This window comes from Streptomyces sp. NPDC012888 (genome assembly GCF_042900645.1).
GTDB lineage: Bacteria > Actinomycetota > Actinomycetes > Streptomycetales > Streptomycetaceae > Streptomyces.
In genome coordinates this window covers 140,003-164,001 of record NZ_JBIBBM010000017.1, presented here as the reverse complement: position 1 = coordinate 164,001, position 23,999 = coordinate 140,003, and the positions used below count along the sequence as shown (strand labels likewise).

At 73.7% G+C, this 23,999-nt stretch carries 25 protein-coding genes; 5 read left to right on the top strand and 20 right to left on the bottom strand.

The annotated features are described in order from the left end of the window. The first annotated feature begins 189 nt into the window (after positions 1-189). Positions 190-828 (top strand): dTDP-4-dehydrorhamnose 3,5-epimerase family protein, encoded by a 639-nt coding sequence (locus tag ACFY61_RS26765; protein WP_389475915.1) that lies wholly within the window; start codon positions 190-192, stop codon positions 826-828. On the opposite strand, the gene ACFY61_RS26760 is transcribed toward ACFY61_RS26765, so the two are convergent. Continuing rightward, entirely contained in the window at positions 819-2,255 is a 1,437-nt protein-coding gene (locus ACFY61_RS26760) for an NDP-hexose 2,3-dehydratase family protein (RefSeq protein WP_389475913.1), read from the bottom strand. The two genes, ACFY61_RS26765 and ACFY61_RS26760, sit on opposite strands and share 10 nt — an antisense overlap. A gap of 185 nt (positions 2,256-2,440) precedes the next feature. On the opposite strand from ACFY61_RS26760, the gene ACFY61_RS26755 reads away from it, so the two are divergent. Next, positions 2,441-3,439 carry a Gfo/Idh/MocA family protein gene (locus tag ACFY61_RS26755; protein ID WP_389475911.1) on the top strand — a complete coding sequence of 333 codons (999 nt, stop codon included), beginning with the start codon at positions 2,441-2,443 and terminating at the stop codon, positions 3,437-3,439. 14 nt (positions 3,440-3,453) lie between these two features. On the opposite strand, the gene ACFY61_RS26750 is transcribed toward ACFY61_RS26755, so the two are convergent. Continuing rightward, positions 3,454-3,861, bottom strand: coding sequence for a hypothetical protein (locus ACFY61_RS26750; RefSeq protein WP_389475909.1), 408 nt, complete (start codon positions 3,859-3,861; stop codon positions 3,454-3,456). A 322-nt stretch (positions 3,862-4,183) separates the two neighbouring features. Here ACFY61_RS26750 and ACFY61_RS26745 point away from each other — a divergent pair, with 322 nt between their 5' ends. Then, a complete protein-coding gene (locus ACFY61_RS26745; protein WP_389475907.1) occupies positions 4,184-5,026 on the top strand; it encodes a hypothetical protein in 843 nt (280 codons plus the stop codon). A gap of 60 nt (positions 5,027-5,086) precedes the next feature. On the opposite strand, the gene rfbB is transcribed toward ACFY61_RS26745, so the two are convergent. The 4 genes from rfbB to ACFY61_RS26725 form a co-directional block, all read right to left on the bottom strand. Then, positions 5,087-6,100, bottom strand: coding sequence for a dTDP-glucose 4,6-dehydratase (gene rfbB, locus ACFY61_RS26740; protein WP_389475905.1), 1,014 nt, complete (start codon positions 6,098-6,100; stop codon positions 5,087-5,089). Further along, on the bottom strand, positions 6,097-7,164 hold the full coding sequence (locus ACFY61_RS26735) for a glucose-1-phosphate thymidylyltransferase (protein ID WP_389475903.1): 1,068 nt from the start codon (positions 7,162-7,164) through the stop codon (positions 6,097-6,099). Before ACFY61_RS26735 ends, rfbB begins: the two co-directional genes overlap by 4 nt. Positions 7,165-7,246: 82 nt before the next feature. Next, positions 7,247-8,191, bottom strand: a complete 945-nt coding sequence (locus ACFY61_RS26730) for an MBL fold metallo-hydrolase (RefSeq protein WP_389475901.1) — start codon at positions 8,189-8,191, stop codon at positions 7,247-7,249. 106 nt (positions 8,192-8,297) lie between these two features. Further along, positions 8,298-8,726 (bottom strand): nuclear transport factor 2 family protein, encoded by a 429-nt coding sequence (locus ACFY61_RS26725; protein WP_389475899.1) that lies wholly within the window; start codon positions 8,724-8,726, stop codon positions 8,298-8,300. Positions 8,727-8,821: 95 nt separating this feature from the next. On the opposite strand from ACFY61_RS26725, the gene ACFY61_RS26720 reads away from it, so the two are divergent. Then, positions 8,822-9,898, top strand: a complete 1,077-nt coding sequence (locus ACFY61_RS26720; protein ID WP_389475897.1) for a serine hydrolase domain-containing protein — start codon at positions 8,822-8,824, stop codon at positions 9,896-9,898. Between the two features lie 7 nt (positions 9,899-9,905). Next, positions 9,906-10,667, top strand: coding sequence for an SDR family NAD(P)-dependent oxidoreductase (locus ACFY61_RS26715; RefSeq protein WP_389475896.1), 762 nt, complete (start codon positions 9,906-9,908; stop codon positions 10,665-10,667). Positions 10,668-11,180: 513 nt separating this feature from the next. Here ACFY61_RS26715 and ACFY61_RS26710 read toward each other — a convergent pair. The 14 genes from ACFY61_RS26710 to ACFY61_RS26645 form a co-directional block, all read right to left on the bottom strand. Continuing rightward, entirely contained in the window at positions 11,181-12,038 is an 858-nt protein-coding gene (locus ACFY61_RS26710; RefSeq protein WP_389475894.1) for a class I SAM-dependent methyltransferase, read from the bottom strand. Between the two features lie 130 nt (positions 12,039-12,168). Then, complete coding sequence (locus ACFY61_RS26705) at positions 12,169-12,852, bottom strand: indole-3-glycerol-phosphate synthase (RefSeq protein WP_389475893.1); 684 nt, start codon at positions 12,850-12,852, stop codon at positions 12,169-12,171. After that, positions 12,849-13,517, bottom strand: a complete 669-nt coding sequence (locus tag ACFY61_RS26700; protein WP_389475891.1) for an N-(5'-phosphoribosyl)anthranilate isomerase — start codon at positions 13,515-13,517, stop codon at positions 12,849-12,851. The genes ACFY61_RS26705 and ACFY61_RS26700 overlap by 4 nt, the downstream gene beginning before the upstream one ends. Then, positions 13,517-14,230, bottom strand: coding sequence for a transglutaminase family protein (locus ACFY61_RS26695; RefSeq protein ID WP_389475889.1), 714 nt, complete (start codon positions 14,228-14,230; stop codon positions 13,517-13,519). Before ACFY61_RS26695 ends, ACFY61_RS26700 begins: the two co-directional genes overlap by 1 nt. 37 nt (positions 14,231-14,267) lie before the next feature. Then, positions 14,268-15,407 carry an acyl-CoA dehydrogenase family protein gene (locus ACFY61_RS26690; protein WP_389475887.1) on the bottom strand — a complete coding sequence of 380 codons (1,140 nt, stop codon included), beginning with the start codon at positions 15,405-15,407 and terminating at the stop codon, positions 14,268-14,270. Beyond that, the gene (locus ACFY61_RS26685; RefSeq protein ID WP_389475885.1) at positions 15,407-15,781 is read right to left on the bottom strand and encodes an ectoine synthase; all 375 of its coding nucleotides are present in this window, start codon (positions 15,779-15,781) and stop codon (positions 15,407-15,409) included. The genes ACFY61_RS26690 and ACFY61_RS26685 overlap by 1 nt, the downstream gene beginning before the upstream one ends. A gap of 25 nt (positions 15,782-15,806) precedes the next feature. Continuing rightward, positions 15,807-16,649, bottom strand: a complete 843-nt coding sequence (gene trpA, locus ACFY61_RS26680; protein WP_389475883.1) for a tryptophan synthase subunit alpha — start codon at positions 16,647-16,649, stop codon at positions 15,807-15,809. After that, the gene (locus ACFY61_RS26675; RefSeq protein ID WP_389475881.1) at positions 16,642-17,685 is read right to left on the bottom strand and encodes an anthranilate phosphoribosyltransferase; all 1,044 of its coding nucleotides are present in this window, start codon (positions 17,683-17,685) and stop codon (positions 16,642-16,644) included. Before ACFY61_RS26675 ends, trpA begins: the two co-directional genes overlap by 8 nt. Positions 17,686-17,687: 2 nt before the next feature. Continuing rightward, on the bottom strand, positions 17,688-17,951 hold the full coding sequence (locus tag ACFY61_RS26670; RefSeq protein ID WP_389475879.1) for a phosphopantetheine-binding protein: 264 nt from the start codon (positions 17,949-17,951) through the stop codon (positions 17,688-17,690). Between the two features lies 1 nt (position 17,952). Then, complete coding sequence (locus ACFY61_RS26665; RefSeq protein ID WP_389475877.1) at positions 17,953-19,491, bottom strand: AMP-binding protein; 1,539 nt, start codon at positions 19,489-19,491, stop codon at positions 17,953-17,955. Positions 19,492-19,824: 333 nt separating this feature from the next. Next, positions 19,825-20,088 carry an acyl carrier protein gene (locus ACFY61_RS26660; RefSeq protein WP_389475875.1) on the bottom strand — a complete coding sequence of 88 codons (264 nt, stop codon included), beginning with the start codon at positions 20,086-20,088 and terminating at the stop codon, positions 19,825-19,827. A gap of 85 nt (positions 20,089-20,173) precedes the next feature. Further along, entirely contained in the window at positions 20,174-21,442 is a 1,269-nt protein-coding gene (locus ACFY61_RS26655; protein ID WP_389475873.1) for a ketosynthase chain-length factor, read from the bottom strand. Continuing rightward, positions 21,439-22,704 (bottom strand): beta-ketoacyl-[acyl-carrier-protein] synthase family protein, encoded by a 1,266-nt coding sequence (locus ACFY61_RS26650; protein WP_389475871.1) that lies wholly within the window; start codon positions 22,702-22,704, stop codon positions 21,439-21,441. The genes ACFY61_RS26655 and ACFY61_RS26650 overlap by 4 nt, the downstream gene beginning before the upstream one ends. A gap of 216 nt (positions 22,705-22,920) precedes the next feature. Beyond that, positions 22,921-23,880 (bottom strand): aromatase/cyclase, encoded by a 960-nt coding sequence (locus ACFY61_RS26645; protein ID WP_389475869.1) that lies wholly within the window; start codon positions 23,878-23,880, stop codon positions 22,921-22,923. Positions 23,881-23,999: the final 119 nt, after the last annotated feature.

Genomic DNA, 23,999 nt, shown 5'->3' with positions numbered 1-23,999 from the left:
GGTGGCTGTTCCGGTGGCGGCGCGCACCCCGCCCGCGTACTGCGCCGATGCTCGGGGCCGCTGCCGCAGTACGGCTCGGGTGGCGCTGGAGCCGCCGGGCGGTCGCCGCCGGCGTCGACCGGCGCTCGAGACGGCCCCACCACACTGGGCGGGCCGCAGCCGCGCCGTACCCGCACGCATGGAGGACAGATGAAGACCGACGGGCGCACCGCCCCGGAAGCCGCCGCCCCGATCACCGTCCGGGCGCTGGCCGTCGAGGGCGCGTTCGAGTTCACGCCGCGGGTGTACGGAGACGACCGCGGGGTGTTCCTGTCGCCGCTCCAGGGCGAGGAGTTCGTCCGGACCGTGGGCCACGCGATGCCCGTCGCACAGACCAACCACAGCCGGTCGGCGCGCGGCGTGCTGCGCGGAGTGCACTTCACGACCACCCCGCCGGGGCAGGCGAAGTACGTGCACTGCGCCCGGGGCCGGGCGGTGGACTTCGTGGTGGACCTCCGGCTGGGCTCCCCCACGTTCGGCGTGTGGGACTCGGTCGAGATGGACACGGAGTCCTTCCACGCCGTCTACCTGCCGGTGGGCGTGGGGCACGCGTTCCTGGCGCTGGAGGACGACACGGTGATGTCGTACCTGGTGTCGTCCCCGTACCGGGCGGGCCTGGAGCAGGCCCTCGACCCGTTCGACCCGGAGCTGGGGCTGCCCTGGCCGAAGGACCTGCCGCTGATCCTTTCCGAGCGGGACGCCTGCGCTGTGGGGCTGTCCGAGGCGCGGGAGCTGGGCATGCTCCCGCGCTACGAGGACTGCGCGGCGGTCACCGACACCTACCGCTGAGCGGGTACCGCCCCGGCGAGCGCGGGGGTGCCGTCCGCGACCCGGTCGGCGACCCGGTCGGCGATCCGGTCGGCGGGCAGGAAGCCGAGCAGGGCGAGCAGGGTGCGCGCCTCCACGTTGAGGTGGCTGCCGTGCCGGACGAACCCGATGAGCTGCCGCACCGTCATCCAGACGAACTCCGGCGGCGCGTCGAGCGGGAAGTCCTCGCCGGTCTCGACGAGCAGGTAGCGGTTGCGGGCGTGGTAGAAGCGGCCGCCCTCCTCGGACTGCACGGTGTCGAACCGGATCCGGCCGGGCGGGGCGGACAGCACCTCGTCCAGGAACACCGGGCGGGGCGCCGAGCCCGGACCGTGGTCCTCCGGCTGGCACTGCACGGTCGGGGCCAGCTCGACCCGGGCCAGCGCCCCGGTCTCCACGCGGGCCTGCACCAGCAGGTGCAGCACCCCGTCCACCCGCTTGGCCAGGAAGGCCGACACCCCGACGCTGTTGGGGGCGAACATGGGCTGGGACCAGCCGGACACCTCGCGGTTGGAGGCCTCCACCCGTACGCCGAGCACGGTGAAGTGGCGGCCCCGGTCGTGGGAGACGACCCCGTCGCGCAGCGACCAGCCGCCGATGCCGGCCAGCGGCACCAGGCGGCGGGTCAGGGTGCACCGCTCCTTGGCCAGCGCCAGGTGCCGCAGCAGGGCGTCGGTGCCGTGCAGGCGGCGTCCGTGCGGTTCCCAGGAGGCGGCGAGCGCACCGGCGAAGGAGTCCGGGTCGGGCGCCCGGCCCTCCGTGCCGGCGGGCGGGCGCAGGCCCACCGCCCCGGAGAGGGCCGTACGGGTGTCCATGTTGATCAGGTCGTCGGTCTGCAGGAGTTCGGCGATCTGGTCGAACGACAGCCAGCAGAACTCGTCGAGGACGGGCACGTCCTCCTCGGTCCACACGATCATGTTGCGGTTCCGCTTGGCGAGGAACCAGGACGCCTGCTCGGACTGGAGGGCGTCGGACAGGACCCGGCCCCGGCCGGGCCGCAGGAAGTGTTCGAGGTAGGGGACGGGGCGGCCGCCGTGCACCCCGGTGTAGTTGCTCCGGGTGGCCTGCACCGTCGGCGACAGCTGCACCAGGTTCGCGTTGCCGGGCTCCATCTTCGCCTGGAGCAGGCAGTGCGGCACCCCGTCGAACTCCTTGACCAGGATGCCGAGGATGCCCTGCTCGGGCTGGACCAGTATGGGCTGCTGCCAGGCCTCCACGGCGCGGCCCGAGCGGGTGACGTCCAGGCCCTGGACGGAGAAGAACCGCCCGCTGCGGTGCACCAGGTTCCCGGTCCCCTCCTCCAGCGACCAGCCGTCCATCCGGTCGATGGGGACCTGGGTCACCTCGTACGTCTGCTCCTCGCAGACCCGTCCGAACCAGCGGTGGAATTCCGTCGTGCTGGAGAACATGGGGCCCTCTCGTCAGGTCGTCTGCCGGCCCCCTGGCGGGGTCCGTGCGGGGTCGGCCGCGGCGGCCGCCTGCAGCCTCGCCCAAGCCGCTCGCCCGCCTCTCGACCCGCAATCGAGCTGCGAACGAGCCGCTGCCGCCACCGTGGGCCGCGTTCTCGCCCGACCCGGACGTCTGGAGCCCCGCCATGCCTGTTCCGTCCGACGGGAGCCCGGCCGCCGGGCCGGTACTGCGGCTGGGCGTGCTCGGCTGCGCCGAGATCGCCCGCCGCCGGATGCTGCCCGCGATGGCCGCCCACCCCGCCGTCGAACTGCGCGCCGTCGCCAGCCGGTCCGCCGCCCGGGCCGCCGCCGCGGCCGCACCGTACGGGGCGCGTCCCGTCACCGGGTACGAGCGGCTGCTCGCCGATCCCGAGGTGGACGCCGTGTACCTGCCGCTGCCGGCGGCGCTGCACGCCGAGTGGGTCGGGGCCGCCCTGGACGCCGGCAAGCACGTGCTGGCCGAGAAGCCACTGACCCTGGAGCCGGCGCGGACCCGCGCGCTGCTGGAGCGGGCGCGTGCCCTGGGGCTGGTGCTGCGCGAGAACGTGATGTTCGTCCACCACGGCCAGCACGCGGTGGTGCGCCGGCTGCTGGCGGACGGCGCGATCGGCGAACCGCGTTCCCTGCACGCCGCGTTCACGGTTCCGGCCCCGGCGGACGGGGACATCCGTTACGACCCGGGCCTGGGCGGCGGCTGCCTGGCCGACATCGGCCTGTACCCGGTACGGGCCGCGGTGCACCTGCTCGGCCCGGAGCTGGACGTGGCCGGCGCGGTGCTGTCGTCGGCCCCCGGCCGCCGGGTGGAGACCTCGGGCGCGGCGCTGCTGCGCCGTGCCGACGGGGTCGTCGCCCAGCTGTCCTTCGGCATGGAGCACGCCTACCGGTCCCGGTACGAGGTCTGGGGCAGCGAGGGGCGGATCACGGTCGACCGGGCGTTCACCCCGGCCGCCGACCACCGTCCCGCGTTGCTCCTGGAGCGCGCCTCGGGCACCGAGACGCTGGCCCTCCCGGCCGAGGACCAGGTGGCGGCGTCCGTCGGCGCCTTCGCGGCAGCCGTCCGCGGCCTCCCCGGCGGTCCCGCGGACGAAGCCGCCCTCCTCGCCCAGGCGGACCTCCTGTCGTCGATCCGCCGCGCGGCGTCCTAGCGGGTACGTGTGGGCTAACAGGGGGCGCCGGTCCGCTGGGCGAAGCGGCGCAGCCCCGGCATGTCGGGGTTGGAGGTGAGCAGCTCGGCGGTGATGGCGCGGACCTTGGGGCGGGTGGCTTCCTCGGGTGCGTACTGGGTCAGGACCCGCAGGGTGTGGAATGCCTTCCCGGGTTCGCCGAGGCTTTGCCAGACGCGGGCGACGTCCATGCACATCCGGCCACGGCGCTCGGCGTCGGGCAGCCGGCGCGGATCGATCTTCACGGCATGGGTGAGGGCCTGGTCGTCTTCGCCGAGAGCATGGTGTACGGAGATGCGGAACACGCGGGTCTGGTCTTCGCCGAAGACGCCGGGGATGCACAGCTTCTTGCCGGCCACCTCGCGGCGCTTCGCGGTCTCCTCGGCCTCCCCGATGAACTCCATGGCCGCCCCCCCCGCCATCCCGCCTGAGCAGCGCTGTAGGAAGCGGTCAGCAGGAGTGTGCCGCGCATGGCGAGTTCCTCCGGCCGTCGACCTAGCGAGGCTGCGGCCTGCTGGAGATGGTCGATCGCGGCCTGGTAGTCGCCGCTGCGTCGCATGGCGATGCCCATGCAGTGGGCGGCCTCGCCCATCACGATCGGGTGGCCGGTCATCTCGGCCTGCGTGCGGGCGCGTTCGGCGGCGACCCAGGCCATGCCCTGGTAGTTCTTGATCGCGAGCTGGGCGAGGAGTACGTGGGCACGGGCTGCGATGTCGTGGGCGTTCGATGCGAGAGAGCTGTGTACCTGCCGCGGCGCGGGCCGCCGCAGCCGAACACTGCGGCGGCGACCTCGTCCTCACCGAGGTCACCGACCGGCGTGGCTCCGCCGTCTGGAAGGCCACCGGGCACCGGCGCACCGCCGCCCTGAAGGTCGGTCGCGGCGAAGGCGTACCGGTCACCGCCCGGGAGGCCGCCGCACTGGTCGCCCTGAAGCAGGACCACTTCCTCGGCGGGGGTCTCGCCGACGGTGCCGCCTGGCTGTTGACCGCCTGGCTCGAAGGCCCCACGACATGGGAACTTTTCGCACCCGCAAGGGCGGGCGGCACCGGCCGCGAGCGGGCTCTGGAGGCGGCGGCCGACCTGTGTGCGGCCGCCGGCGTCCTCCACGCGGCCGGGTGGGTGCACGCGGACCTCCAGCCGTCCCACGGCATCCACACCACAGCAGGGGTCAGGCTCATCGACCTCGCCTGGGCCTGGCGGCCCGGCTGGGACCAGGGCAACGGCTTCGAGGGCGGCATCACGCATCTGCTCTCCCCCGAGCTCGCGGCCGCCGTCCTCACCGGGGACAAGCCCGTCGTCGTGACCCCAGCGGCCGAGGTGTACGCGCTCGCCGGGGTCGTCTGGACGTGTGCCACCGGAACGTGGCCGCTGGACTACGAGGCTGCCGGTATCGACCCGAAGGCATGCGGGCCCGGGGACCTCCGCCGGTACATCGCGACTGGTCGCGTGCCCGTCACGGCCCACCGCCCGTGGCCGAGGCTCCAGGACGTCCTGTTGCCCGTGCTCCTCGACCGCCCGGCCGACCGGCCCACCGCCGGCGAGCTCGGCAGGACGCTGGCGGCCCTGTGACCCGCCGGGTGGGACGGGTGCCCGCCCACGCCCAGCCGGTTCAGCTCACCGCTCCCGCCGTCAGGGCGTGAGGACCAGGGTGCGGGTCGGGGTGGTCGCCGGTTCCCACCAGGGGCGGTTGGCGCGGTACCAGGCGACGGTTTCGGCGAGGCCTTCGGCGAAGTCCTTGCGGGGGCGGTAGCCGAGCTCTTCGGTGATCTTGGTGCAGTCCACCGAGTAGCGGCGGTCGTGGCCCTTGCGGTCCTCGACGAAGTCGACCCGGGACCAGTCGGTGCCGCAGGCCTCCAGGAGGAGTCCGGTGAGTTCCCGGTTGGCCAGCTCGGTGCCGCCGCCGATGTTGTAGACCTCGCCCGGGCGGCCCCGGCCGCGGACCAGTTCGATGCCGCGGACGTGGTCGTCCACGTGCAGCCAGTCGCGGACGTTGCCGCCGTCGCCGTACAGCGGCACGCGGCCGCCGTCCAGGAGGCGGGTGACGAACAGCGGGATGATCTTCTCGGGGAACTGGTACGGGCCGTAGTTGTTGGAGCAGCGGGTGACCCGTAGGTCCAGGCCGTGGGTGCGGTGGAAGGCCAGGGCGACCAGGTCGCTGGCGGCCTTGGCCGCGGCGTAGGGCGAGTTGGGGCCGAGGGGGTGCGTCTCGGGCCAGGAGCCGCTCTCGATCGAGCCGTACACCTCGTCCGTGGAGACGTGCACGAAGGTCTCCAGGCCGTGCCGCACGGCCGCGTTCAGCAGGGTCTGGGTGCCGCTGACGTTGGTGCGGATGAAGTCGGACGCCTCGTGGATGGAGCGGTCGACGTGCGACTCGGCGGCGAAGTGCACGATCTGGTCGTGCTCGGCGACGAGGGCGTCGACGAGCACGGCGTCGCAGATGTCGCCGTGGACGAAGGAGAAGCGGGGGTCGGCGCGGACGGGGTCGACGTTGGCGGGGTTGCCCGCGTAGGTCAGCTTGTCCAGCACGGTGACGCTCGTGCCGGGGTCCCCGTCCGGGCCGAGCAGCGTGCGGACGTAGTGCGAACCGATGAAGCCGGCACCGCCGGTCACCAGGATCCTGGATCCGGATGTGGATGTGGTCATGTCGAGATCTGCACCTTGCTGTGGTCGCCGAGGATGAGCCGGTTGCCGGCCGGGATCCGCGGGGCGGGCGTCACGGTCACGTTGCGGCCGATCAGCGAGCCCTGGACCCGGCGCACGCCGCCGAGGTGGGTGTCGCGCTGGACGATGGAGAACTCGATCTCGCTGTCCTCGATGCGGCAGCCTTCCGCGATCGAGGTGAAGGGTCCGATGTAGGAGCCGCTGACGACCGTGCCGGCGCCGATGACGACGGGGCCGACGATGCGCGAGTCGCGGACCTCCGCCCCGGCCTCCAGCCGGACCCGTCCGACGAGCTCGCTGGCCGCGTCGGCGAAGCCCGCGGTGTGGGGTTCGATGCCTTCCAGCACCGACCGGTTGACCTCCAGCATGTCCGTGACGTTCCCGGTGTCCTTCCAGTAGCCGGAGATGGTCGTGGACCGCACGTCCCGGTCCGCGTCGATCAGCCACTGGATGGCGTGGGTGATCTCCAGTTCGCCGCGCGGGGAGGGCTGGATGGAGCGCACGGCCTCGTGCACGGCGGGCGTGAACAGGTAGACGCCGACGAGGGCGAGGTCGCTCCTGGGCCGCGCGGGCTTCTCCTCCACGCCGACGATGCGTCCGGCGGCGTCGAGCTCGGCGACGCCGAAGGCGGTCGGGTCGGGTACGCGGGTGAGCAGGACCTGGGCGTCGGGGCGCTCGGCCTCGAACTGCCGGACGGCGCCCGAGATGCCATCGATGATGAAGTTGTCGCCGAGGTACATCACGAAGTCGTCGTCGCCGAGGAACTCCTGGGCGATCAGGACGGCGTGGGCGAGCCCGAGCGGCGCCTCCTGACGCAGGTAGGTCACGTCGAGCCCGAACGCCGACCCGTCGCCGACGGCGGAGCGGATCTCCGCGGCGGTCTCTCCCACCACGACGCCGACATCGGTGATGCCTGCCTCCGCGATGGCTTCCAGCACGTAGTAGAGGACGGGCTTGTTGGCCACCGGGACCAGTTGCTTGGGGGAGGTGAGGGTGAAGGGCCGCAGGCGGGTGCCGGAACCTCCGGCCAGGACGAGTGCCTTCATGCACGGGACGCTATGCGGCCGGCCTCGACTTCGGGTCGGGACCGGGTCGCGCTGCGGCGGACCCGGTCCCGGCCCCGGCGCGTCAGGCGAGGCAGCAGGGCAGTCCGCCGTTGTACTCGATCATCTCGCGCAGCGCGGTCTGGAGGACCGGCATGGGCAGGGCGTCGGCGGCGGCGGTGCCGTCGAGTTCCGCGTAGGCGCGGTGCAGGTTGGGCACCAGGCGCTCGGGGTCGAGGAGTTCGGCGTACGGTCCGAGGTCGGCCTCGCGGGCCGTCTCGACGGGGGTGAGGCCGGCCGCGCGGCCCTGCTCGGCCAGCTCGCGCACCCGCCGCAGGTAGCCCTCGACGGTGTCGAGGACCTCGGGGCCGCAGACGGGGCCGTGGCCGGGGACGACGGTGGTGGCGCCGAACGCGCGGAGGCGTTCCACGGCGGCCAGGGAGCCGGCGATCGAGCCCATCAGCACGAAGGGGGTGACGCCCGCCATCACCAGGTCGCCGGTGAACAGGACGCGCTGCTCGGGCAGCCACACCACGGAGTCGTTGGAGGTGTGGGCGCGCGGGCCCACGTGCACGACCTCGGCCCGGACCTCGCCCACGTGCAGGGTGAGGGCGTCGCGGTAGGTGACGGACGGCGGCACCAGTTCGATGGCGCCCCAGTCCACGTCGGGCCACAGGCCGGTCAGGTGCAGGCCGGAGGCGATCATCTCCGAGCGGGTGCGCTCGTGGCCGAGGACGAGCGCCTCGGGGAAGAGGAAGTTGCCGAAGGCGTGGTCGCCGTGGAAGTGGGTGTTGACGACGGCCTTCGGGGCGGCCGGGTTCAGGTGCAGGGCGGCCTCGCGCAGGGCGCGGGCCCGGGACTCGGTCGCGACGGTGTCGACGAGGACGCTCTGGCCGCCGGAGACGATCACGCCCGCGTTGTTCAGGCACCACCCGCCGGGCGGCTGGGCGTAGGCGTGGACGCCGTCGGCGATCTCGGCGGCCCGGGTGGGCGCGGGGGCAGCGACGGGGGCGGTGGTGCGTGACGGCACGGCCGGTCTCCTCACACGGTTCGGCGGACGCGCCGAGTCTGTCCGTGGCTGCTCGCAGCGCGGTCAAGGTCCGCTGAGGCCGGGGAGGAGCGGTGGCGGCCCGCCGTCAGAGGCTGTCGCCCCAGCCGCCCTGGATCATGGTCTGGAAGGCCCAGGTGCCGTCCTTCCTGATGAGGACGTCGGCGTAGTGCATGCGGCGGGCCTCGCCGGCCACGGTCATGGTGCAGTCGGTGAAGACCACCGCCATGGCGGCGGAGAGGAAGACCGGGGTGCGGGTGGAGCGGAAGGACACGTCCTCCCCGGCGTCCCCCATGACGTGCTTCATGGTGTCGACGAACTGCCGGCGGTCCCACTGGGCGGACCGGCCGTTGCCCTGGGAGTCGTCGCTGACCAGGTTGAGCGGGAAGGCGGCCATGTCGGCCATCTCCTCGATCCGGCAGGCGGCGGAGTGGGCGTCGTACGCGGCGAACCAGGCGTCGAGGGAGGCGCGGTCCTCCGCGGTCGCGGCGTAGCCGGTGTCGACGGGCAGGGACATGGCGCGGCTCCAACGGGGCTCCGGCGCCTCTCCACGGGACGCGGAGAGGCTCGATCGGACGTGTAACGACTGCTACCCGATGGGGGTTTCGCGAGATGACGCAGACGACGGTCGACCGACCGGCGGTTTCGGCTCTTCAGCAGGCTGTGCAGGGCGCGGCGGACCGCCTCGTCGAGGCGGGCGCGGCGGGCGTGCAGTTCCGGGTCGCCCGTGGCGACGAGGCTTTCGTCGTGACCTCCGGCATCGCCGAGCTGGGCACCGACAAGCCGGTGCCGGCCGACGGCCGCTTCCGGATCTCGTGCATCACCAAGCCGTTCGTGTCGGTGGTGGTGCTCCAGCTGGTCGCCGAGGGCAAGATCGTCCTCGACGACACGGTGGAGAGCTACCTGCCGGGCCTGCTGCCGTACGGCGAGAAGATCACCATCCGCAACCTGATGCAGCACACCAGCGGCCTGTACAACTACATGGACTCGTTCCAGAAGCCGGGCGACCGGTTCCTGCGCGACCGCTACAAGCACTACGAGCCGGCCGACCTGATCGCGATCGCCGCGGCCAAGCCGCTGGAGTTCGAGCCGGGCTCCAAGTTCGCCTACTGCAACACGAACTACTTCATCATCGGCCTGCTCATCGAGAAGGTCACCGGCCGTTCCTACCGCACGGAGATCACCGAGCGCGTCCTGGAGCCGCTGGAGCTGACGGAGACGGTCCTGCCGGGCGACGACCCGAACATCCCCGGCCCGCACGCCCGCGGCTACATGCAGATCGGCGGCGAGCCGGTCGACGTCACGCTGATGAACCCGTCCGAGGCCGGCTGCGCGGGCGAGATCATCTCCACCACGCGCGACCTGGACACCTTCTTCTCGGCGCTGTTCTCCGGCAAGCTGCTGGACGAGGCGGAGTTCACCGAGATGACCACCGCGCTGCCCCCGGAGATGATCGAGAACCTCCCCATGGGCATCGGCTACGGCCTGGGCATCATGAAGCTGGAGAACGACGCCGACCTCGACCTGTGGGGTCACGGCGCCGGCATCCCCGGGTACGCCACCTTCGCCGCCACCACCCGCGACCTGTCCGCCCGCGTGCAGCTGTCGTTCACCATCGGCGACAAGGACTTCGGCCCGGAGGCCGAGCAGGCCGTCATCCGCGGCGTCAACATCGCCCTGTGCTCCTGAGGCGACGATGACCCAGACGCATTCCGACGGCAAGGCCGTCATCGTCACGGGCGGCGGCACCGGCATCGGCGCGGCCACCGCGCTCGCGTTCGCCGAGGACGGCGCGCAGGTGCTGGTCGTCGGCCGCACCGAGGCGACGCTGAAGGAGACCGCGGCCGGTCACGAGCGGATCCGCACCCTCGCCGTGGACATCCACGACGAGGACGCGCCCCGGCTGATCGTGGACCGGGCCCTGGAGGAGTTCGGCCGGCTCGACGTCCTGGTCAACAACGCGGCCGTCACCGGCTTCGTCGCCCTGGACGGCCTGCGGCGGGACGCGGTACGGGCGCAGCTCGGCACCAACCTGATGGCGCCGGTCTTCCTGACGCAGGCCGCGCTGGACGCCCTGGAGGCGGCCAAGGGCGTGGTCGTCAACGTCAGCTCGGCGGGCTCGCTGGGCCTGCGGGCGTGGCCGGAGAACTCCGTCTACGGCATGGCCAAGGTGGCGATGGACTTCCTCACCCGCACCTGGGCGGTGGAGCTGGCGCCGCGCGGCATCCGCTCGGTGGGCATCGCGCCCGGTGTCGTCGACACCGGCGTCGGTGTCCGGGCGGGCATGCCCGAGGAGGCCTACCGGGGCTTCCTGGAGCAGATGGCCGGGCGGATCCCGTCCGGCCGGGTGGGCCGCCCGGAGGACATCGCCTGGTGGATCGTGCAGCTGGCACGGCCGGAGGCGGCGTACGCGAACGGCACGGTGCTGGCGGTGGACGGCGCGCTCTCGGTGACCTGACCGCTTCCGCCGGCCCCGGCCGGCGGAAGCGGTCACGCGGCGCCCCGGCCGGACCACCGGCCGGGGCGCCGCGCCATGCCCCGACCCGGGCGCCGGTCGGCGACGCCTCCGCCAGGTCCTCGGGCGGGGCGCGGGCCGGACCCGCTCAATCGCCGCTCGGGCTGGAATGGGCCGACCAGGTCTGGCCCTGCGAGCCGGCTCCGGTGGGCAATCCAGCCCCGCCGGCGATTGAGGCGCAGGGTACGGGGCGGAGCCCCGTGTCATCGGGCGGAGCGCTGCCCGCGCGGCCGTGGCTCCGCCGGGACCCGCTCGAACGCCGCTCGGGCTGGATGGCGCGACCCTGCTTCATCGTGCCCCGGGCCGGGGCCGGGCCCGCTCGAACGCCGCTCGGGCTGGATGGCGCGGCCCCGTTTCGCCGCCCCGGGCCGGGGCCGAGCACGCTCGAACGCCGCTCGGGAGCGACGGTGCAGGGCGGCGCCCCCGGGGGGTGCCGCCCTGCAGGTGGGGTGGGGGTCAGGCCGCGGTGGCCGTGACGTAGCGGACCGGGACCTGGATGTTGACCGGGCCGCCGTCGGCGCGCATGGCGTCGAGCGCGGCGATGAGACGGGCGCGCAGCGCCGCGGCCTCGTCCTCGGGCAGGTGCTGCCACAGCAGCCGCATGCCCTGGGTGTGCGACCAGTCCACCCAGGCCTCACCGGACACCGCGGTCATGTGGACGTCCTCGTCGGTGATCCGGACGTCCTTGAAGCCGGCCTTCTCCAGGGCGGCCGTGAGGTCCGCCGGGTCCTCCAGCCAGGAGTGCAGCTGGCGGTGGAGCTGCTCGGGGTGCCAGGCCTCGGGCAGGTGCTCCAGCAGGGAGAGCGGGATCAGCTCGGTGAACATCGGGGGCAGGAACGGGAAGGTGTCGCGGGTGAAGACGGGGCTGGTGAACGCGATGCGGCCGCCCTCGCGCAGCAGGCCGGCGTAGCGGGCGAGTGCCGCCCGCGCGTCCGGCAGGAAGATGACGCTGTAGCTACCGAGCACGAGGTCGAAGGAGCCCGCCGGAAGGTCGGGGTGCTCGCCGTCCATCACGCGCAGTTCGACGTTCCCGATGCCCTGGCGCGCGGCCTCGCGGCCGGCCTCCTCGATCATCGCCTCGGCGATGTCGATGCCCAGCGCGGTGCCCTCGGGGCCGATCTCGCGGGCGGCGGGCAGCAGGGTAGCGCCGAGACCGCAGCCGACGTCCAGGAGCCGCTGTCCGGGCTGCGGCTCGGCCAGTTCCACCAGCCGCCGGCCCATCGGCGTGAAGAACTCCACGCCCAGCCGGTCGTAGGTCGCCGCTGCCCCGTTGAAGGCGTCGGTGACTTTCGTCTTGTACAGCGTGCTGTCCACATTCAACTCCGGATGGTCATGGTGGTCGGGCGCCCACGGCGGGGGAACCACTGCTCGCCCCATCCTGCGGACCGCGGCACGGGGCGTACTGGAGCGTTCGTCGAGGCGCGGTCGACGCGCGCCGGGCGGTTCAGGCGCGGGCCTCGTCCAGCCGCGCGCACCAGTCGGTGAGGCTGGGGGCGCGCAGCAGGCCGGTGCCGATCAGCAGGCCCTGGAACCCGGCGTCGAGCAGCCGGGCGGCCCGTACGGGGTCGGTGATGCCGCTGGCGCTGACGGCGCAGCGGGTGCCGGTGCGGCGGACGGCGGGCAGCAGGGCGGTGCTGCGGTCGAGGTCGCCGGGGAGCCGTTCGCGGGTGGCGATGTCCTTGTTGTTGACGGCCACCACGCAGTGCGGTCCGGGTGGTACGGCGGCCGCCTCCGCCTCGTCGGCGATCTCCACGAACGGGGTGAGGCCGAGGTCGAGGGCGTGCCGGGCCAGCCGGGCCAGTACGCCCGCGGGCAGCAGTTTCGCGGTCAGCAGCACCGCGGAGGCGCCGAGTTCGCGGGTGCGGGCGAGCTGGGCGCGGCTGGTGACGAAGTCCTTGCGCAGCAGGGGCAGGTCGGTGAGGGCGGCGACCTCGGCGAGGAGTTGCTCGGTGCCGCCGAACCAGTGTCCGGTGACCACCGAGACGCAGGGCGCGCCCGCCTCCTCGTAGCGGGCGACGACCTCGGCGACGGTGCGGCCGCCCAGCAGGTCGTTGCCGTCGGCGTCCTGCCGTTTGACCTCCATGATCAGGGGGCGGGCGGCCGAGGCGAGGGCTTCGGTGAAGCTCATGGTGTCCTCCAGGCGCGGACCAGGTCCGCCGTCCGGGCGGCGTCGAGCAGGCCGGCGTCCCCGCGGGCGGCGGAGTCGGCGTCGATGCCGAGGAAGCCGGGGTGCGCGAGGGTCGCGGGGTAGCGGTCGCGGTTGTCCGGGCGCAGGCCGCCGGCGAGCAGGAAGGGGCGTTCCATGCGGTCGGCCAGGGCGGCCGCGACGGAGTCGTCGAGGGTGTGGGCGGTGCTGCCGAGGCGGCCGTCGGCGGTGGTGGCGTCCAGCAGGAACAGGTCGGTGCCGGCGCGTTCGTAGGCGCGGATCAGGCCCGCTTCGGGGCTGGTGTCGCCGTGGACGTGGAGCACCTTGACGATGCGGGTCCCCTCGGGGAGTTCCGCGCGCAGGGAGCGGACCAGGGCGGGCCGCTGGTAGCCGTGGAGCTGGATCCAGCCGGTCCCGGCGTGGGCGGCGGTGGCGGCGAGGGCGGCCGCGTCGGTGCCGAAGGTGACGAGTACGGGTTCCAGCCGGCCGGTGGCGCGGGCGGCGGCGGCCAGTTCGGCGAGCCGGTCCGCGGGCAGGTCGGCGCGGCCGCCGGGGACCTCGTGCCACAGGCCGAGGAGGTCGGCGCCGGCGTCGGCGACGGCGTGGACCTCCTCGGCCGTGGTGGCACCGCAGATCTTGACGAACACTAGGCCGTCGCCGCCATGTCGCGGGCGTCGCGGACGAGGGAGCCGCCGGCGAACCGGACGCCGTCGCCCTGGAACAGCCCGGGGTGGGCGGCGCGCAGGTCGGCGACGACCCATTCGTAGGGCAGGTCGTCGAACTCGCCGTGGAAGCGGAGGAACTCCATCTGCTTGCGTCCGTGCTCGTCGAAGGGGTGGTGCAGGCTGTCGGCCGTGCCGTCGAACTCCAGCGGCGCCATCCGGTACAGCCGGCACAGGGTGCGGTTGAAGACGGGGGTCGCCTTCACCCAGCGGCCGTCGAGGTGGACGGAGGTCAGCCCGTGCTGGTGGAAGACGTCGCCGCCGAGGAGCTGCTTGAGGCGGTCGGAGGCGAGGTGGTTGCGGACGTCGGTGAGGACCAGGCGGGCCGGGATCCCCAGCGAGCGCAGTCCGGCGGCGTACAGCACCGACTTGTGGAGGCACATGCCGGAGCCGGTGGCCGCGACCCGGCCGGCGCGCAGCCCTTCCCGGGAGAGGTCCGCGCCGTACACCTCGTAGCGGATTCCGTCGCGGACGGCGTAGTACAGGGCCACCGCCCGCTCGGTGGGGGTGGTGGCGCTCGCCGGGACGGCGTCGCGGACGAAGGCGCGGACCTCGGGGCTCTCGTGGTCGATGAACTCGGTCGCGGCGAGGGCCTCGTCGGGCACGGCTGCGGTGCCGGTTCCGGACTGGGGGTTCATGTGGCGTGATCCGCTTTCCGTCGGGGTCGGGTCGGTGTCAGAGGCCGAGCATCGAGGCGATGCGGTTGCGCTGGATCTCGGAGGTGCCGGAGTAGATGGTTCCGCCGACCGAGTTGCGCAGCTCCTTCTCGATGCCGTACTCGGCCATGTAGCCGTTGCCGCCGAAGATCTGTACGGCGGCGAGTGCGGACGCGAGGTTCGCCTCGCTGGTGACGAGTTTGGCGATGGCCACGTCCTTGGCCGCGTTCTCGCCGGCGACGAGCTTGCGCGCGGCGGAGTACAGCCAGTGGCGGGCGGTCTCCACGCCGATCTCCATGTCCACGAGCTTGTGGGAGACGGCCTGGTAGGTGCCGATCGGTTTGCCGAACTGGGTACGGGTGCGCGCGTACTCGGCGCACCGGTCGGCCCGGTCGCGCATCTCGCCCGCGTTGACGGCGAAGGAGCAGAGGATCTCCCAGCGCATCACGTGGTCCAGGACGAGGAAGCCGCCGCCGGTCCGGCCGAGCACCCGTGAGGCGGGCACGCGGCAGCCGTCGAGGAACAGCTCGCACAGGGGGGAGGTGCGCAGCCCCATCTTGGGGATGGGGTTGCCGAACGTCAGGCCCGGGGTGTCGCGGTCCACGAGGAACGCGGTGATGCTGAGGGGTCCGGGCCGGTCGCTGGTGCGGGCGTAGACGGTGATCAGGTCGGCGACGGGCCCGTTGCTGACGAAGGCCTTGCTGCCGTCGAGGACGAAGGTGTCGCCGTCGCGGACGGCCCGGGTGCGCATGGCGAGCGCGTCGGAGCCGCTGTCCGGCTCGCTGATGGCGTGGGCGCCGATCAGCTCGCCGGCGCACAGGCGCGGCAGCAGGGCCTCCTTGAGGGCGTCCGAGCCGAACCGCTGGAGCGGGACTCCGGTGCTGACCATGTGGCTGGTCACGGAGAAGTTCAGCCCCGCGTCCCGGCAGCCCTGTCCCAGGCCTTCCAGGACGTACATGGTGGTCACCAGGTCCTGGCCGAGTCCGCCCCAGCGCTCCTCGAAGGGCAGGCCGAGGATGCCCGTGGCGGCGAGCAGGTCCCACTGCTCGCGGGGGAAGACGGCCCGGGCGTCGCGTTCGACGTGCCCGTCGCTGATCTTGCCCAGCAGCGGCTGCAGGCCTTCCCGCAGCCGCTGCTGGTCTTCGGTCCAGTTCGTCATCAGTACTGGGAGAACTCGGGGGAGTCGAGGTTGTGGACCTCGTCGCCGCGCAGCGCCGGGGTGAACATGCAGACCAGGCGCAGGTCCTCGTGCGGGCTGGCGATCAGCCAGTGGGCGTCGTGCTTGTCGAGGGCGTAGAGGGTGCCGGGGGTGATGGGGTGGGAGTCGCCGGCCATGTCGACGACCTCGCCGCTGCCCTCGATGCAGTAGCAGGCCTCCAGGTGGCGGCGGTACTCCAGGCGGGACTTGGTGCCGGCGCGGACGATGGTGTCGGTGACGGTGTAGCCGAGGCCGTCGGACTCGGTGAGGAACCGGCGGCTGAGGCCGTTGCCCCAGTCGACGCAGCGGACGTCGTCGAGCTTGCGGACGATCATGATCGGGTTCCTTTCGCGGGGGTGGTCAGGGTGAGGGGCGGCGCAGTTCCCGTACGAAGGAGGCGAACTCCCCTACGGCGTCGCGCCCTTCGGTGACGGCTCGTTCGATGCGGGCGACGCCGGCGCTGCCGACGACGGCCGCGTCCGCGCCGAGCTGTTCCAGCGCGGCGATGTCGGCCCGGGTGCGGATGCCGAAGCCGACCGCCACGGGGGCGGTGGCCTCGGCGCGCAGCGCGGCGAGCGCGGCGGCCAGGCGGTCCGGGTCGGCGGCCGCGGTGGTGCCGCTGCGGCCGTAGTGGGCGACCAGGTAGACGTAGGCGGAGGCGTGCCGGGCGGCTTCGGAGACCGTCCCCGGGTCGGAGACGGCGTAGCAGGTGGTGACGAGGGGCAGTGCGGCCGCGCGGGCCGCCTCGTAGTGGGCGGTGCGCAGCCGGGGCGGCAGTCCGTGCAGCAGCAGTCCGTCGCAGCCTGCGTCGGCGACGGAGCGCGCGAAGTCGCCCAGGTCGGTGCCCTTGACGCTGTGGCTCCAGTCGGCGAGCAGGGCGATGCGCAGCCGGCGCAGGCCGGGCCGGACGGCGGCCACCGCGTCCAGGACGGAGCGCAGGGTGGTGCCGGCGGCCAGTGCGCGGTCGGCGGAGCGGCGGATCACCGGGCCGTCGGTGACGGATCCGGGGAACGGGACGGCGAGCTCCAGGCAGTCGACGTCGTTCTCGTCGAGCATGGCGGCGAGTTCCGGGAGCGCGGCGAGCGGGGGGTCGCCGGCGTTGGCGAAGACGGCCAGCCCGGGCCGCCCGGGGCGCCGCCCGGCGAAGAACGCGGGGCGGGTGCCGGGGTCGGCCGGGGCGGTGGCGGGCACGGCGTCAGGCATGGACGGCCTCCAGGGACCGCAGCCGTTCGACCCGGGCGAGGGCGGAGCCGTCGCGCAGGGCGGCGTCCGCGGCGGCCAGTGCCTCGTGCCAGTCGCCGGTGAGCCGTCCGGCCACGGCGAGCGCGGCGGCGTTGAGGCAGACCGTCTCGCGGACGGCGGGGGCGCACCGGCCGGCGAGGACGTCGAGGAAGAGTTCGGCGGCCCGGTCGGCGCCGCCCGTGGGGACGGCGAGGTCGGGCAGGGCGCCGGTGCCGAGTCCGAGGGCGCCGGGGAGCAGTTCGAACTCGCTGTCGGCTCCGTCCTCGTAGGCCCGGACCCGGTTGGCGGTGAACCCGAGCAGCTCGTCGGCGCCGGCGTCGTTGGAGACCAGCCACACGGTCCGGCCGGTGGTGCGCGAGACGTGGGCGGCGGCGTGCTGCAGTCCTTCCAGGTGCCGGGGCCGGGAGACGCCGGTGACCTGTGCGCGGACCGGCATGTCGGCGAGGAGGGGGCCGAGGGTGTTGACGAAGGAGCCGAGGCGGCGCATGTCGAGCGGCACGGAGGCCCGGGCGAGCAGGCCGATCTCGGCCGGGTAGACGAAGAAGCCGGCGAAGGCGATGCCGCAGCGGTCCAGGACGTCGCGGGTGTGCTCGTAGGAGGTGGTGGGCTTGATGCCGAGCCGTTCGAGCAGGTCGATGGAGCCGAGGCGGCTGGTGTAGGCGCGGGAGCCGGTCTTGACGACGGGGACGCCCATCGCCGCGGCGACGAAGGCGGCCGCCGTGGAGATGTTGAGGGTGGCCGGGCCGCCGCCGGTGCCGACGATGTTGACGGCACCGGCGAAGGCGTCGGCGGGGCGGGGCGGCCGGCGCTCGTCCAGCGACTCCAGCAGCCCGTGGAGGGTGACGCGGTCGGGCATCCGGGTGGAGAGCGAGGCCAGCAGGGCCGCGGCTTCTCCCCGGAGCAGGTCACCGGCGTGCAGCCGGTCCCAGAACGACCGCCACACCGGCAGTTCCACGGGACGGTCGCGGCCGATGAGCGAGACGACGGCCTCGTGCATGGCTACGCGGCCCCCGCGGTCTTGGGCGCGGACTCCTCGATGAACGCGGCGATCGCCGCGACCGTGGTGAAGGACTCCGGGTCGAGGTCGACGGTGTCGGCGTCGATGCCGTAGCGGTCCTCCAGCCAGGCGATCACCTTGAGCAGCCCGAGGCTGTCGACGACGCCGTTCTCCAGGAGGTCGTAATCGTCGGCCAGTTCGCCGGCGGTCACGTCGGGCAGGAACTCCTCGACGATGAACGCCTTGACGGCCTGGGCGTGGGTCATGTCAGTTCTCCTTGGTGAGGTGGGCCTTGGCGACGAGGTCGCGGTCGACCTTGCCGGTGGAGGTCCGGGGAAGCGGATCGTCGGTGATCCGCAGCGTCGACGGGACGGCGGCACGGGGCAGCCGGCGGGCCAGGTGCCCGCGCAGCGTCAGGCTGTTGAGGCCGGAGCCGGGGGTGCGCCGTGCGACGGCGTGCAGCAGGCGTCCGGCGACGGGGTCGGGCAGGGCGAGCACGGCCGCCTCGGTGACGTCGGGGTGGGCGAGCAGGACGCTCTCCACTTCCTGGGCGTTGACGCGGACGCCCCGGATCTTGACCTGGTAGTCGGTGCGGCCCTCGAGGGTGAGGGAGCCGTCGGGGTGCCTGCGCACGAGGTCGCCGCTGCGGAAGTAGCGGCGGGTGTCCGCGCCGTCCGGACGCGGTGCGAAGACCTGTGCGGCGGCGGCCGCCCCGAGGTAGCCGTCGGTCTGGAAGGGGGTGGAGACGAGGAGTTCGCCGGTGCCGGGTCCGGTGAGGACGCCGCCGTCGCCGTCGGCGAGGAAGTGGTGCACGCCGGGGAGGGGGCGGCCGAGCGGCAGCGGGGCGCCGGCCTCGGTCCGGGCGTCGGTCACCTCGTACGCGAAGCTGTCGTTGGTCTCGGTGCACCCGTAGACGTTGTGCAGCCTGGCGGCGGGCATCAGGTGCGGCAGCCGGGCCAGCACCGGCCCGGGCAGGGTGTCGCCGGTGAAGACGGCGTGGCGTACGGCGGGCAGGACGGAGCCGGTGTCCTCGGCGGCGTCGGTGACCAGCCGGAAGAACATGGGGACGCCCTGCACGACCTCGGCGCGGTGGCGTTCGAGCAGGGCGAGCAGGCGGGGGCCGCTCAGCGCCTGGTCGGGGTCGACGAGGACGACCCGGCCGCCGTGGGCGAGGGTGGCCCAGACGTCCAGCAGGCACAGGTCGAAGTTGAGCGGGGCGTAGTTGAGGACGGTGGTGCCGGGGCCGATGCCGAAGGCGTCGGCGGCCCAGCCGGTGAAGGCGTCGACGGCGTCCGCGCCCAGCGGGACGATCTTGGGGAGTCCGGTGGAGCCGGAGGTGGTCAGCAGGAGGGCGGGGCGGCCGGCGGGCGGCGCGGGCGGCCTTTCCGTACCGGTGTCGGTGCCGGTGGCGGGGCCGGCGGGTGCCTCCGGGTCCAGCACCGCGTCCACGCCGGCCTCGGCGTACAGGCGCTCGAGGGCGTCGGCGCCGAGGGTGGCGGAGGGCAGCAGGACCGGCCGGCGTTCCAGCAGGCAGGCGAGGACCAGCGCGACCGTGCCGGGCGACTTCACGGCGGGGACGCCGACCGGCCCGTCGCCGGGGGCGGCGGCCACGCGGGCGCGGAGGGCCTGGGCGCGGCCCAGCAGGGTGCCGTAGTCGGTCTCCTCGTCGCGCCAGACCAGGGCCGTCGCACCGGGGTGCCGGCGGGCGTGGGCGAGGAATCCGTCGACGAGGCCGCCCGGGGTGGTGGTCCGGGCCGTCCCCTCGGCCCCGTAGGTGTCCGGCACCGTGTCCGTGCTGCTGCCCACAGCCCCTCCCCCCTCGTCACAAACCGGTCGTAGGAATCCGATGGTGGTTTTGCGGTCTTGAGGCCGAATGGAGCCCTGCTGAACTCCTGTGCGGCCGAGTCCGGTGCCGTGTCCGGTGCCGTGTCCGTGCCTGTCCGGTGCCGCGGCCGGGCACGGCGGAGCGGGCGGCCCCCCGGTTCGGGGGCCGCCCGCTCCTCGCCGCGCGGGGCGGCACGGCCTCGGCGTGCCGCGGCCCGCGGGGCGGCGTCCCCGGTCCGGGGCGGCGGCCCCGGCGGCCGGACGACCGCTCGCGGCGGTCCCCTGCCGGGGGCCGTCGCCGCCCCCGGCGGGAGTTCAGGCGGCGGTGCGCTCGGACAGGGCCCGGTTGACGAGCTCCAGGTACTGGCGCGGGGTCTCGGCCTCGGAGACGGCCTCCTCGTCCAGGAGGACCTCCCACTCGCGCTCCACGCGGCCCGTGGTCTGGAGCATGGCCAGCGAGTCGTAGCCGAGGTCGGCGAACGGGACGTCCTGGATGTCGCCGTCCAGGTCGACGCCCTCGTCCTCGCCGGCGCACTCGCGCAGCAGGGCGGTCAGGTCGGTGAGTTCGAACCGGGTCACGTCATACCTCGTGTTTCGTCTGTACGGACGCGCGGGCGTCCGTGGCGGTCTGCTTCGGTACGGCGGGGGTTGGCGCCGGCGGGGTTCAGGCGCGGACCACGGCGGCGGCGTTGAAACCGCCCCGGCCGCGCGCCAGTACCAGCGCCGTCCGCAGCTCCACACCGGTGCGGGGGGTACCCGTGACCAGGTCCAGAGGGCAGTCCTCGGCCGGGCGGTCGGTACCGGTGGTGGGCGGGATGACCTGGTCGCGCAGCGAGAACAGGGCCGCGGCCAGGTCGAGGGAGGACCCTCCGGCGGAGAGCCGGCCGGTCATGCTCTTCGGAGCGGTGACGGGCACGCCCCGCTCGCCGAACAGCTCGGAGATCGCGCGCGCCTCGGCACGGTCGGCCTCCCGCTCACCGGCGGCGTCGGCGAAGACCACGTCGACCTGGTCGGGCCGTACCCCGGCGTCGGCGAGGGCGAGCCGGGCCGCGGCGCCGAGCCGGCTGCCGCCGCCGGCCTGCGGGGAGGGGTCGAAGGTGGCGGCGTAGCCGGCGACCGACCCGTAGACGCGGGCGCCGCGGGCGCGGGCGGCCTCGGCGTCCTCCAGGACCAGGAGCGCGCCGCCCTCGCCGGGCACGTACCCGGAGGCGTCCTCGGAGAAGGGCAGGAAGGCGCGGTCGGGGTCCTCGGTCGTGCTCATCCGCCCCTCGGCGACGTGCGCGACCCAGCCCCACGGGCACAGGGCGGAGTCGACGCCTCCGGTGATCACGAGCGAGGAGCCCTTGCGGAGCTGGCGGCGGGCCTGGGCGACGGCGTCGAGGCCGCCGGCCTGTTCGGTGACCAGGACGCCGCTGGCGCCGCGCAGCCCGTGCCGGATGGAGATCTGGCCGGTGTTGACGGCGTAGAACCAGGCGAAGGACTGGTAGGCGCTGACGTACTGGCCGCCCTGGCTCCAGAGGGCCTGGAGCTCGCGCTGGCCGAACTCGAAGCCGCCCGCGGAGCTGGCGGTGACCACGCCGCCCGCGTAGTCGGGGAGTTCGGCGGGGTCCACGCCGGCGTCGTCCAGGGCCTCCTGCGCGACCGCCAGGGACAGCCGGGTGACCTGGTCGGTCTGGGCCATCAGCCGGCTGGGCACGTGGTCCTCGGCGACGAAGCCGGGGACCTCGCCGGCGAGCCTGGCCGGGTAGCCGGAGGCGTCGAAGCGGGTCAGCGGGCCGATGCCGTTCTCGCCCCGCAGGACGGCGTCCCACCAGGCGCGGGCGCCGAGGCCGTTGGGGGCGGCGACGCCGATGCCGGTGACCACGGCCTGCGGGCGGCGGGCGGTGTCCCCGCCGTCTTCGCGGGTGCGGTCGAGGGTGGACGTGGCGGTCATGCGGTCGCTCCCAGCTGGGGACGGGTCAGGATCATGGCGCTCTGGAAGCCGCCGAAGCCGCTGCCCACGGTGAGGACCGTGTCGGTCTTCTGCTCGCGGGCCACGAGCGGGGTGTAGTCCAGGTCGCACGCCGGGTCGGCCTCGTGCAGGTTGGCCGTGGGCGGCACGGTGTCGTGCGCGATGGCCAGGGCGCTGGCGGCCACCTCCAGGGAGCCGATCGCGCCGAGGGAGTGGCCGATCATCGACTTGATGGAGCTGACCGGCACCTCGTAGGCGTGCCGGCCGAGGCTGCGCTTGAACGCGGCGGTCTCGTGCCGGTCGTTCTGCTTGGTGCCCGAGCCGTGGGCGTTGACGTAGTCCACGGCTTCCGGGTTCAGCCGGGCCTCGTCCAGGGCGGCGGTGATGGCCTCGGCCATCTCCACGCCGTCGGTCCGCAGGCCGGTCATGTGGTAGGCGTTGCTGCGGCTGGCGAAGCCGGCGATCTCGGCGTAGACCTGCGCGCCGCGGCGGCGGGCGTGTTCGAGTTCCTCGATGACGAGGACGGCCGAGCCCTCCCCGAGCACGAATCCGTTGCGGGTGCGGTCGAAGGGCCGGGAGGCGGTCTGGGGCTCGTCGTTGCGGGGGCTGGTGGCCTTGATGGCGTCGAAGCAGGCCACGGTGATCGGGGAGATGGGGGCCTCGGTGGCGCCGGTGACCATGACGTCGGCGCTGCCTTCGCGGATCAGCTCCACCGCGTGGCCGACGGAGTCCAGGCCCGAGGTGCATCCGGTGGAGACCAGAGAGACGGGGCCCTGGGCGCCGGCCAGGTGGGCGACCTCGGTGGCCATCGAGCTGGGCACGAAGTAGTCGAACAGGTGGGGGACGGCCCGGGTGGGATCCAGGACCCAGTCCGCGCCGTTGCGGCTGACCTGGGCGTACTCCACGTCGAGGCCGGTGGTGCAGCCGACCGCGCTGCCCAGGGTGACGCCGGTGCGCAGCGGGTCCAGCTCTCCGGTGAGACCGCTGTCGGCCAGCGCTTCGCGTGCGCTGACCAGGGCGAACTGGGTGGCGCGGTCCAGGCGTGCCACATCGTCGGGGGTGAATCCGTGGGCGGCGGGGTCGAAATCCGCCTCCGCGGCGATCCGCGAGCGGAACTGCGACGGGTCGAACAAGGTGATGCCGCGGGTGGCGGTACGGCCGGAGGTGAGCACCGACCAGAACTCCTTGGTACCCACGCCGCCGGGGGCAACCACTCCGATTCCGGTGATGACTACCCGCCTCATCGGCTGTCCTTCACAGTTGTCCTCCTGAGGTCACGACGACAGTGCGATCGCCGCCGAACACGCGACGCAATCACCGCATGTGTTTCGAAAGGCTCGCCGACGTGCCTGGAGAACGACTCGATCCGGCCGGTCCCCGGCGCCGGCCGGGCACACACGGGGGTGCACCCCGCCGGCCGGGGCCGGCGGGGTGCCGTGGGGGGTGGGAACGGGGGCGGGTCAGCGGCCGGCCGGGGCGGCGGTCTCGGCGAACTTCCTGGCGAGTTCGAGGGTGGCGCCGGAGTTGCGGCCGAGGGCCTCGCGGACGTAGCGGCGGGCGGTGGCGACGTCGGCCTCCGGGCCGAGGATCCGCGCGATGTTCTCCGGGCGCAGGACGACGCCGTGGCGGGAGGTGACGGTCAGGCCGGTTCCGTCCGGCTTCACGGTCCACTCGCCGGTGTGCGCGGCCATCAGGGCCGGGGTGGCGGTCTGCTTGTAGACGATGCGCCGGTCCTCGGGGAAGCAGACGCGGACCGATTCGGTGGTGTGGACCGACCCGTCGGCGGTGCGGGTGTCCATGGACATGACCTGTACGCCGGGGGTCTCCTCGACCAGGTCCAGGCGGTCCACGTGGGGGACGCGTTCGGGCCAGTCGCCCACCCGGTAGAGGAAGTCGTAGACGAGCTCGGCGGGGCCGTCGACGTGCACGGAGTCCTCGAAGTCGAGGACGAGGTCGTCGAGTTCGGTCCAGCGCTCGGCGAGGGCCTTCAGCCGGCCCAGCTCGGCCCCGCTGTTGGTGTCGGTGGCGCGCAGGACCCATTCGACGTCCTCGGCGCGGTCGTCGGCCACGGTGAAGTCGTGGAGCAGGGTCAGCCGGGTGGAGGTCTCGCCGAGCTCCTCGACGATCCAGGTGCCGCCCATGCCGGTCAGCGGCGCGGCCGGGACCTCCTGGCGGAACTCGACGCGGCGGCGGACGGCGTCCAGCTCGCGGCGCGAGGTCCAGGTCTTGACGGTGCCGTTGGCGGTGGCCCAGATGCGCAGCCGCTCGTTGCGGCCGTCGAACTCCAGGCGCTCCACGTGGACGTTGGGCGGGAAGTACAGCGGCCACTTCTCCGTGTCCGCGACGATCCCGTAGACGATCCCCGCGGGTGCGTCGATCTCGACCTCGTGCGACGTGCGGTGCACCTGTTCTGCGGACACCTTCCCCACCCTTCACTGCTCGGCTCTGCGGTGGGTCCGACGGTCCACCGGGCCGCTGGAGGGCGGGCGGAAGGCGGCTGGAGGGGCCGGAGGGGCGGGCGGCCCGGCCGGCCGGAGGG

What these genes read in the sequence shown, in the direction of transcription:
- ACFY61_RS26735 (WP_389475903.1), bottom strand. Translation starts at nt 7,164, where the DNA reads ATGAAGGCACTCGTCCTGGCCGGAGGTTCCGGCACCCGCCTGCGGCCC.
- ACFY61_RS26765 (WP_389475915.1), top strand. Translation starts at nt 190, where the DNA reads ATGAAGACCGACGGGCGCACCGCCCCGGAAGCCGCCGCCCCGATCACC.
- rfbB (WP_389475905.1), bottom strand. Translation starts at nt 6,100, where the DNA reads ATGACCACATCCACATCCGGATCCAGGATCCTGGTGACCGGCGGTGCC.
- ACFY61_RS26720 (WP_389475897.1), top strand. Translation starts at nt 8,822, where the DNA reads ATGACGCAGACGACGGTCGACCGACCGGCGGTTTCGGCTCTTCAGCAG.
- ACFY61_RS26725 (WP_389475899.1), bottom strand. Translation starts at nt 8,726, where the DNA reads ATGTCCCTGCCCGTCGACACCGGCTACGCCGCGACCGCGGAGGACCGC.
- ACFY61_RS26650 (WP_389475871.1), bottom strand. Translation starts at nt 22,704, where the DNA reads ATGAGGCGGGTAGTCATCACCGGAATCGGAGTGGTTGCCCCCGGCGGC.
- ACFY61_RS26705 (WP_389475893.1), bottom strand. Translation starts at nt 12,852, where the DNA reads ATGAGCTTCACCGAAGCCCTCGCCTCGGCCGCCCGCCCCCTGATCATG.
- ACFY61_RS26755 (WP_389475911.1), top strand. Translation starts at nt 2,441, where the DNA reads ATGCCTGTTCCGTCCGACGGGAGCCCGGCCGCCGGGCCGGTACTGCGG.
- ACFY61_RS26695 (WP_389475889.1), bottom strand. Translation starts at nt 14,230, where the DNA reads ATGAACCCCCAGTCCGGAACCGGCACCGCAGCCGTGCCCGACGAGGCC.
- ACFY61_RS26685 (WP_389475885.1), bottom strand. Translation starts at nt 15,781, where the DNA reads ATGATCGTCCGCAAGCTCGACGACGTCCGCTGCGTCGACTGGGGCAAC.
- ACFY61_RS26750 (WP_389475909.1), bottom strand. Translation starts at nt 3,861, where the DNA reads ATGGAGTTCATCGGGGAGGCCGAGGAGACCGCGAAGCGCCGCGAGGTG.
- trpA (WP_389475883.1), bottom strand. Translation starts at nt 16,649, where the DNA reads ATGCCTGACGCCGTGCCCGCCACCGCCCCGGCCGACCCCGGCACCCGC.
- ACFY61_RS26715 (WP_389475896.1), top strand. Translation starts at nt 9,906, where the DNA reads ATGACCCAGACGCATTCCGACGGCAAGGCCGTCATCGTCACGGGCGGC.
- ACFY61_RS26655 (WP_389475873.1), bottom strand. Translation starts at nt 21,442, where the DNA reads ATGACCGCCACGTCCACCCTCGACCGCACCCGCGAAGACGGCGGGGAC.
- ACFY61_RS26675 (WP_389475881.1), bottom strand. Translation starts at nt 17,685, where the DNA reads ATGCACGAGGCCGTCGTCTCGCTCATCGGCCGCGACCGTCCCGTGGAA.
- ACFY61_RS26670 (WP_389475879.1), bottom strand. Translation starts at nt 17,951, where the DNA reads ATGACCCACGCCCAGGCCGTCAAGGCGTTCATCGTCGAGGAGTTCCTG.
- ACFY61_RS26690 (WP_389475887.1), bottom strand. Translation starts at nt 15,407, where the DNA reads ATGACGAACTGGACCGAAGACCAGCAGCGGCTGCGGGAAGGCCTGCAG.
- ACFY61_RS26745 (WP_389475907.1), top strand. Translation starts at nt 4,184, where the DNA reads ATGCGAGAGAGCTGTGTACCTGCCGCGGCGCGGGCCGCCGCAGCCGAA.
- ACFY61_RS26760 (WP_389475913.1), bottom strand. Translation starts at nt 2,255, where the DNA reads ATGTTCTCCAGCACGACGGAATTCCACCGCTGGTTCGGACGGGTCTGC.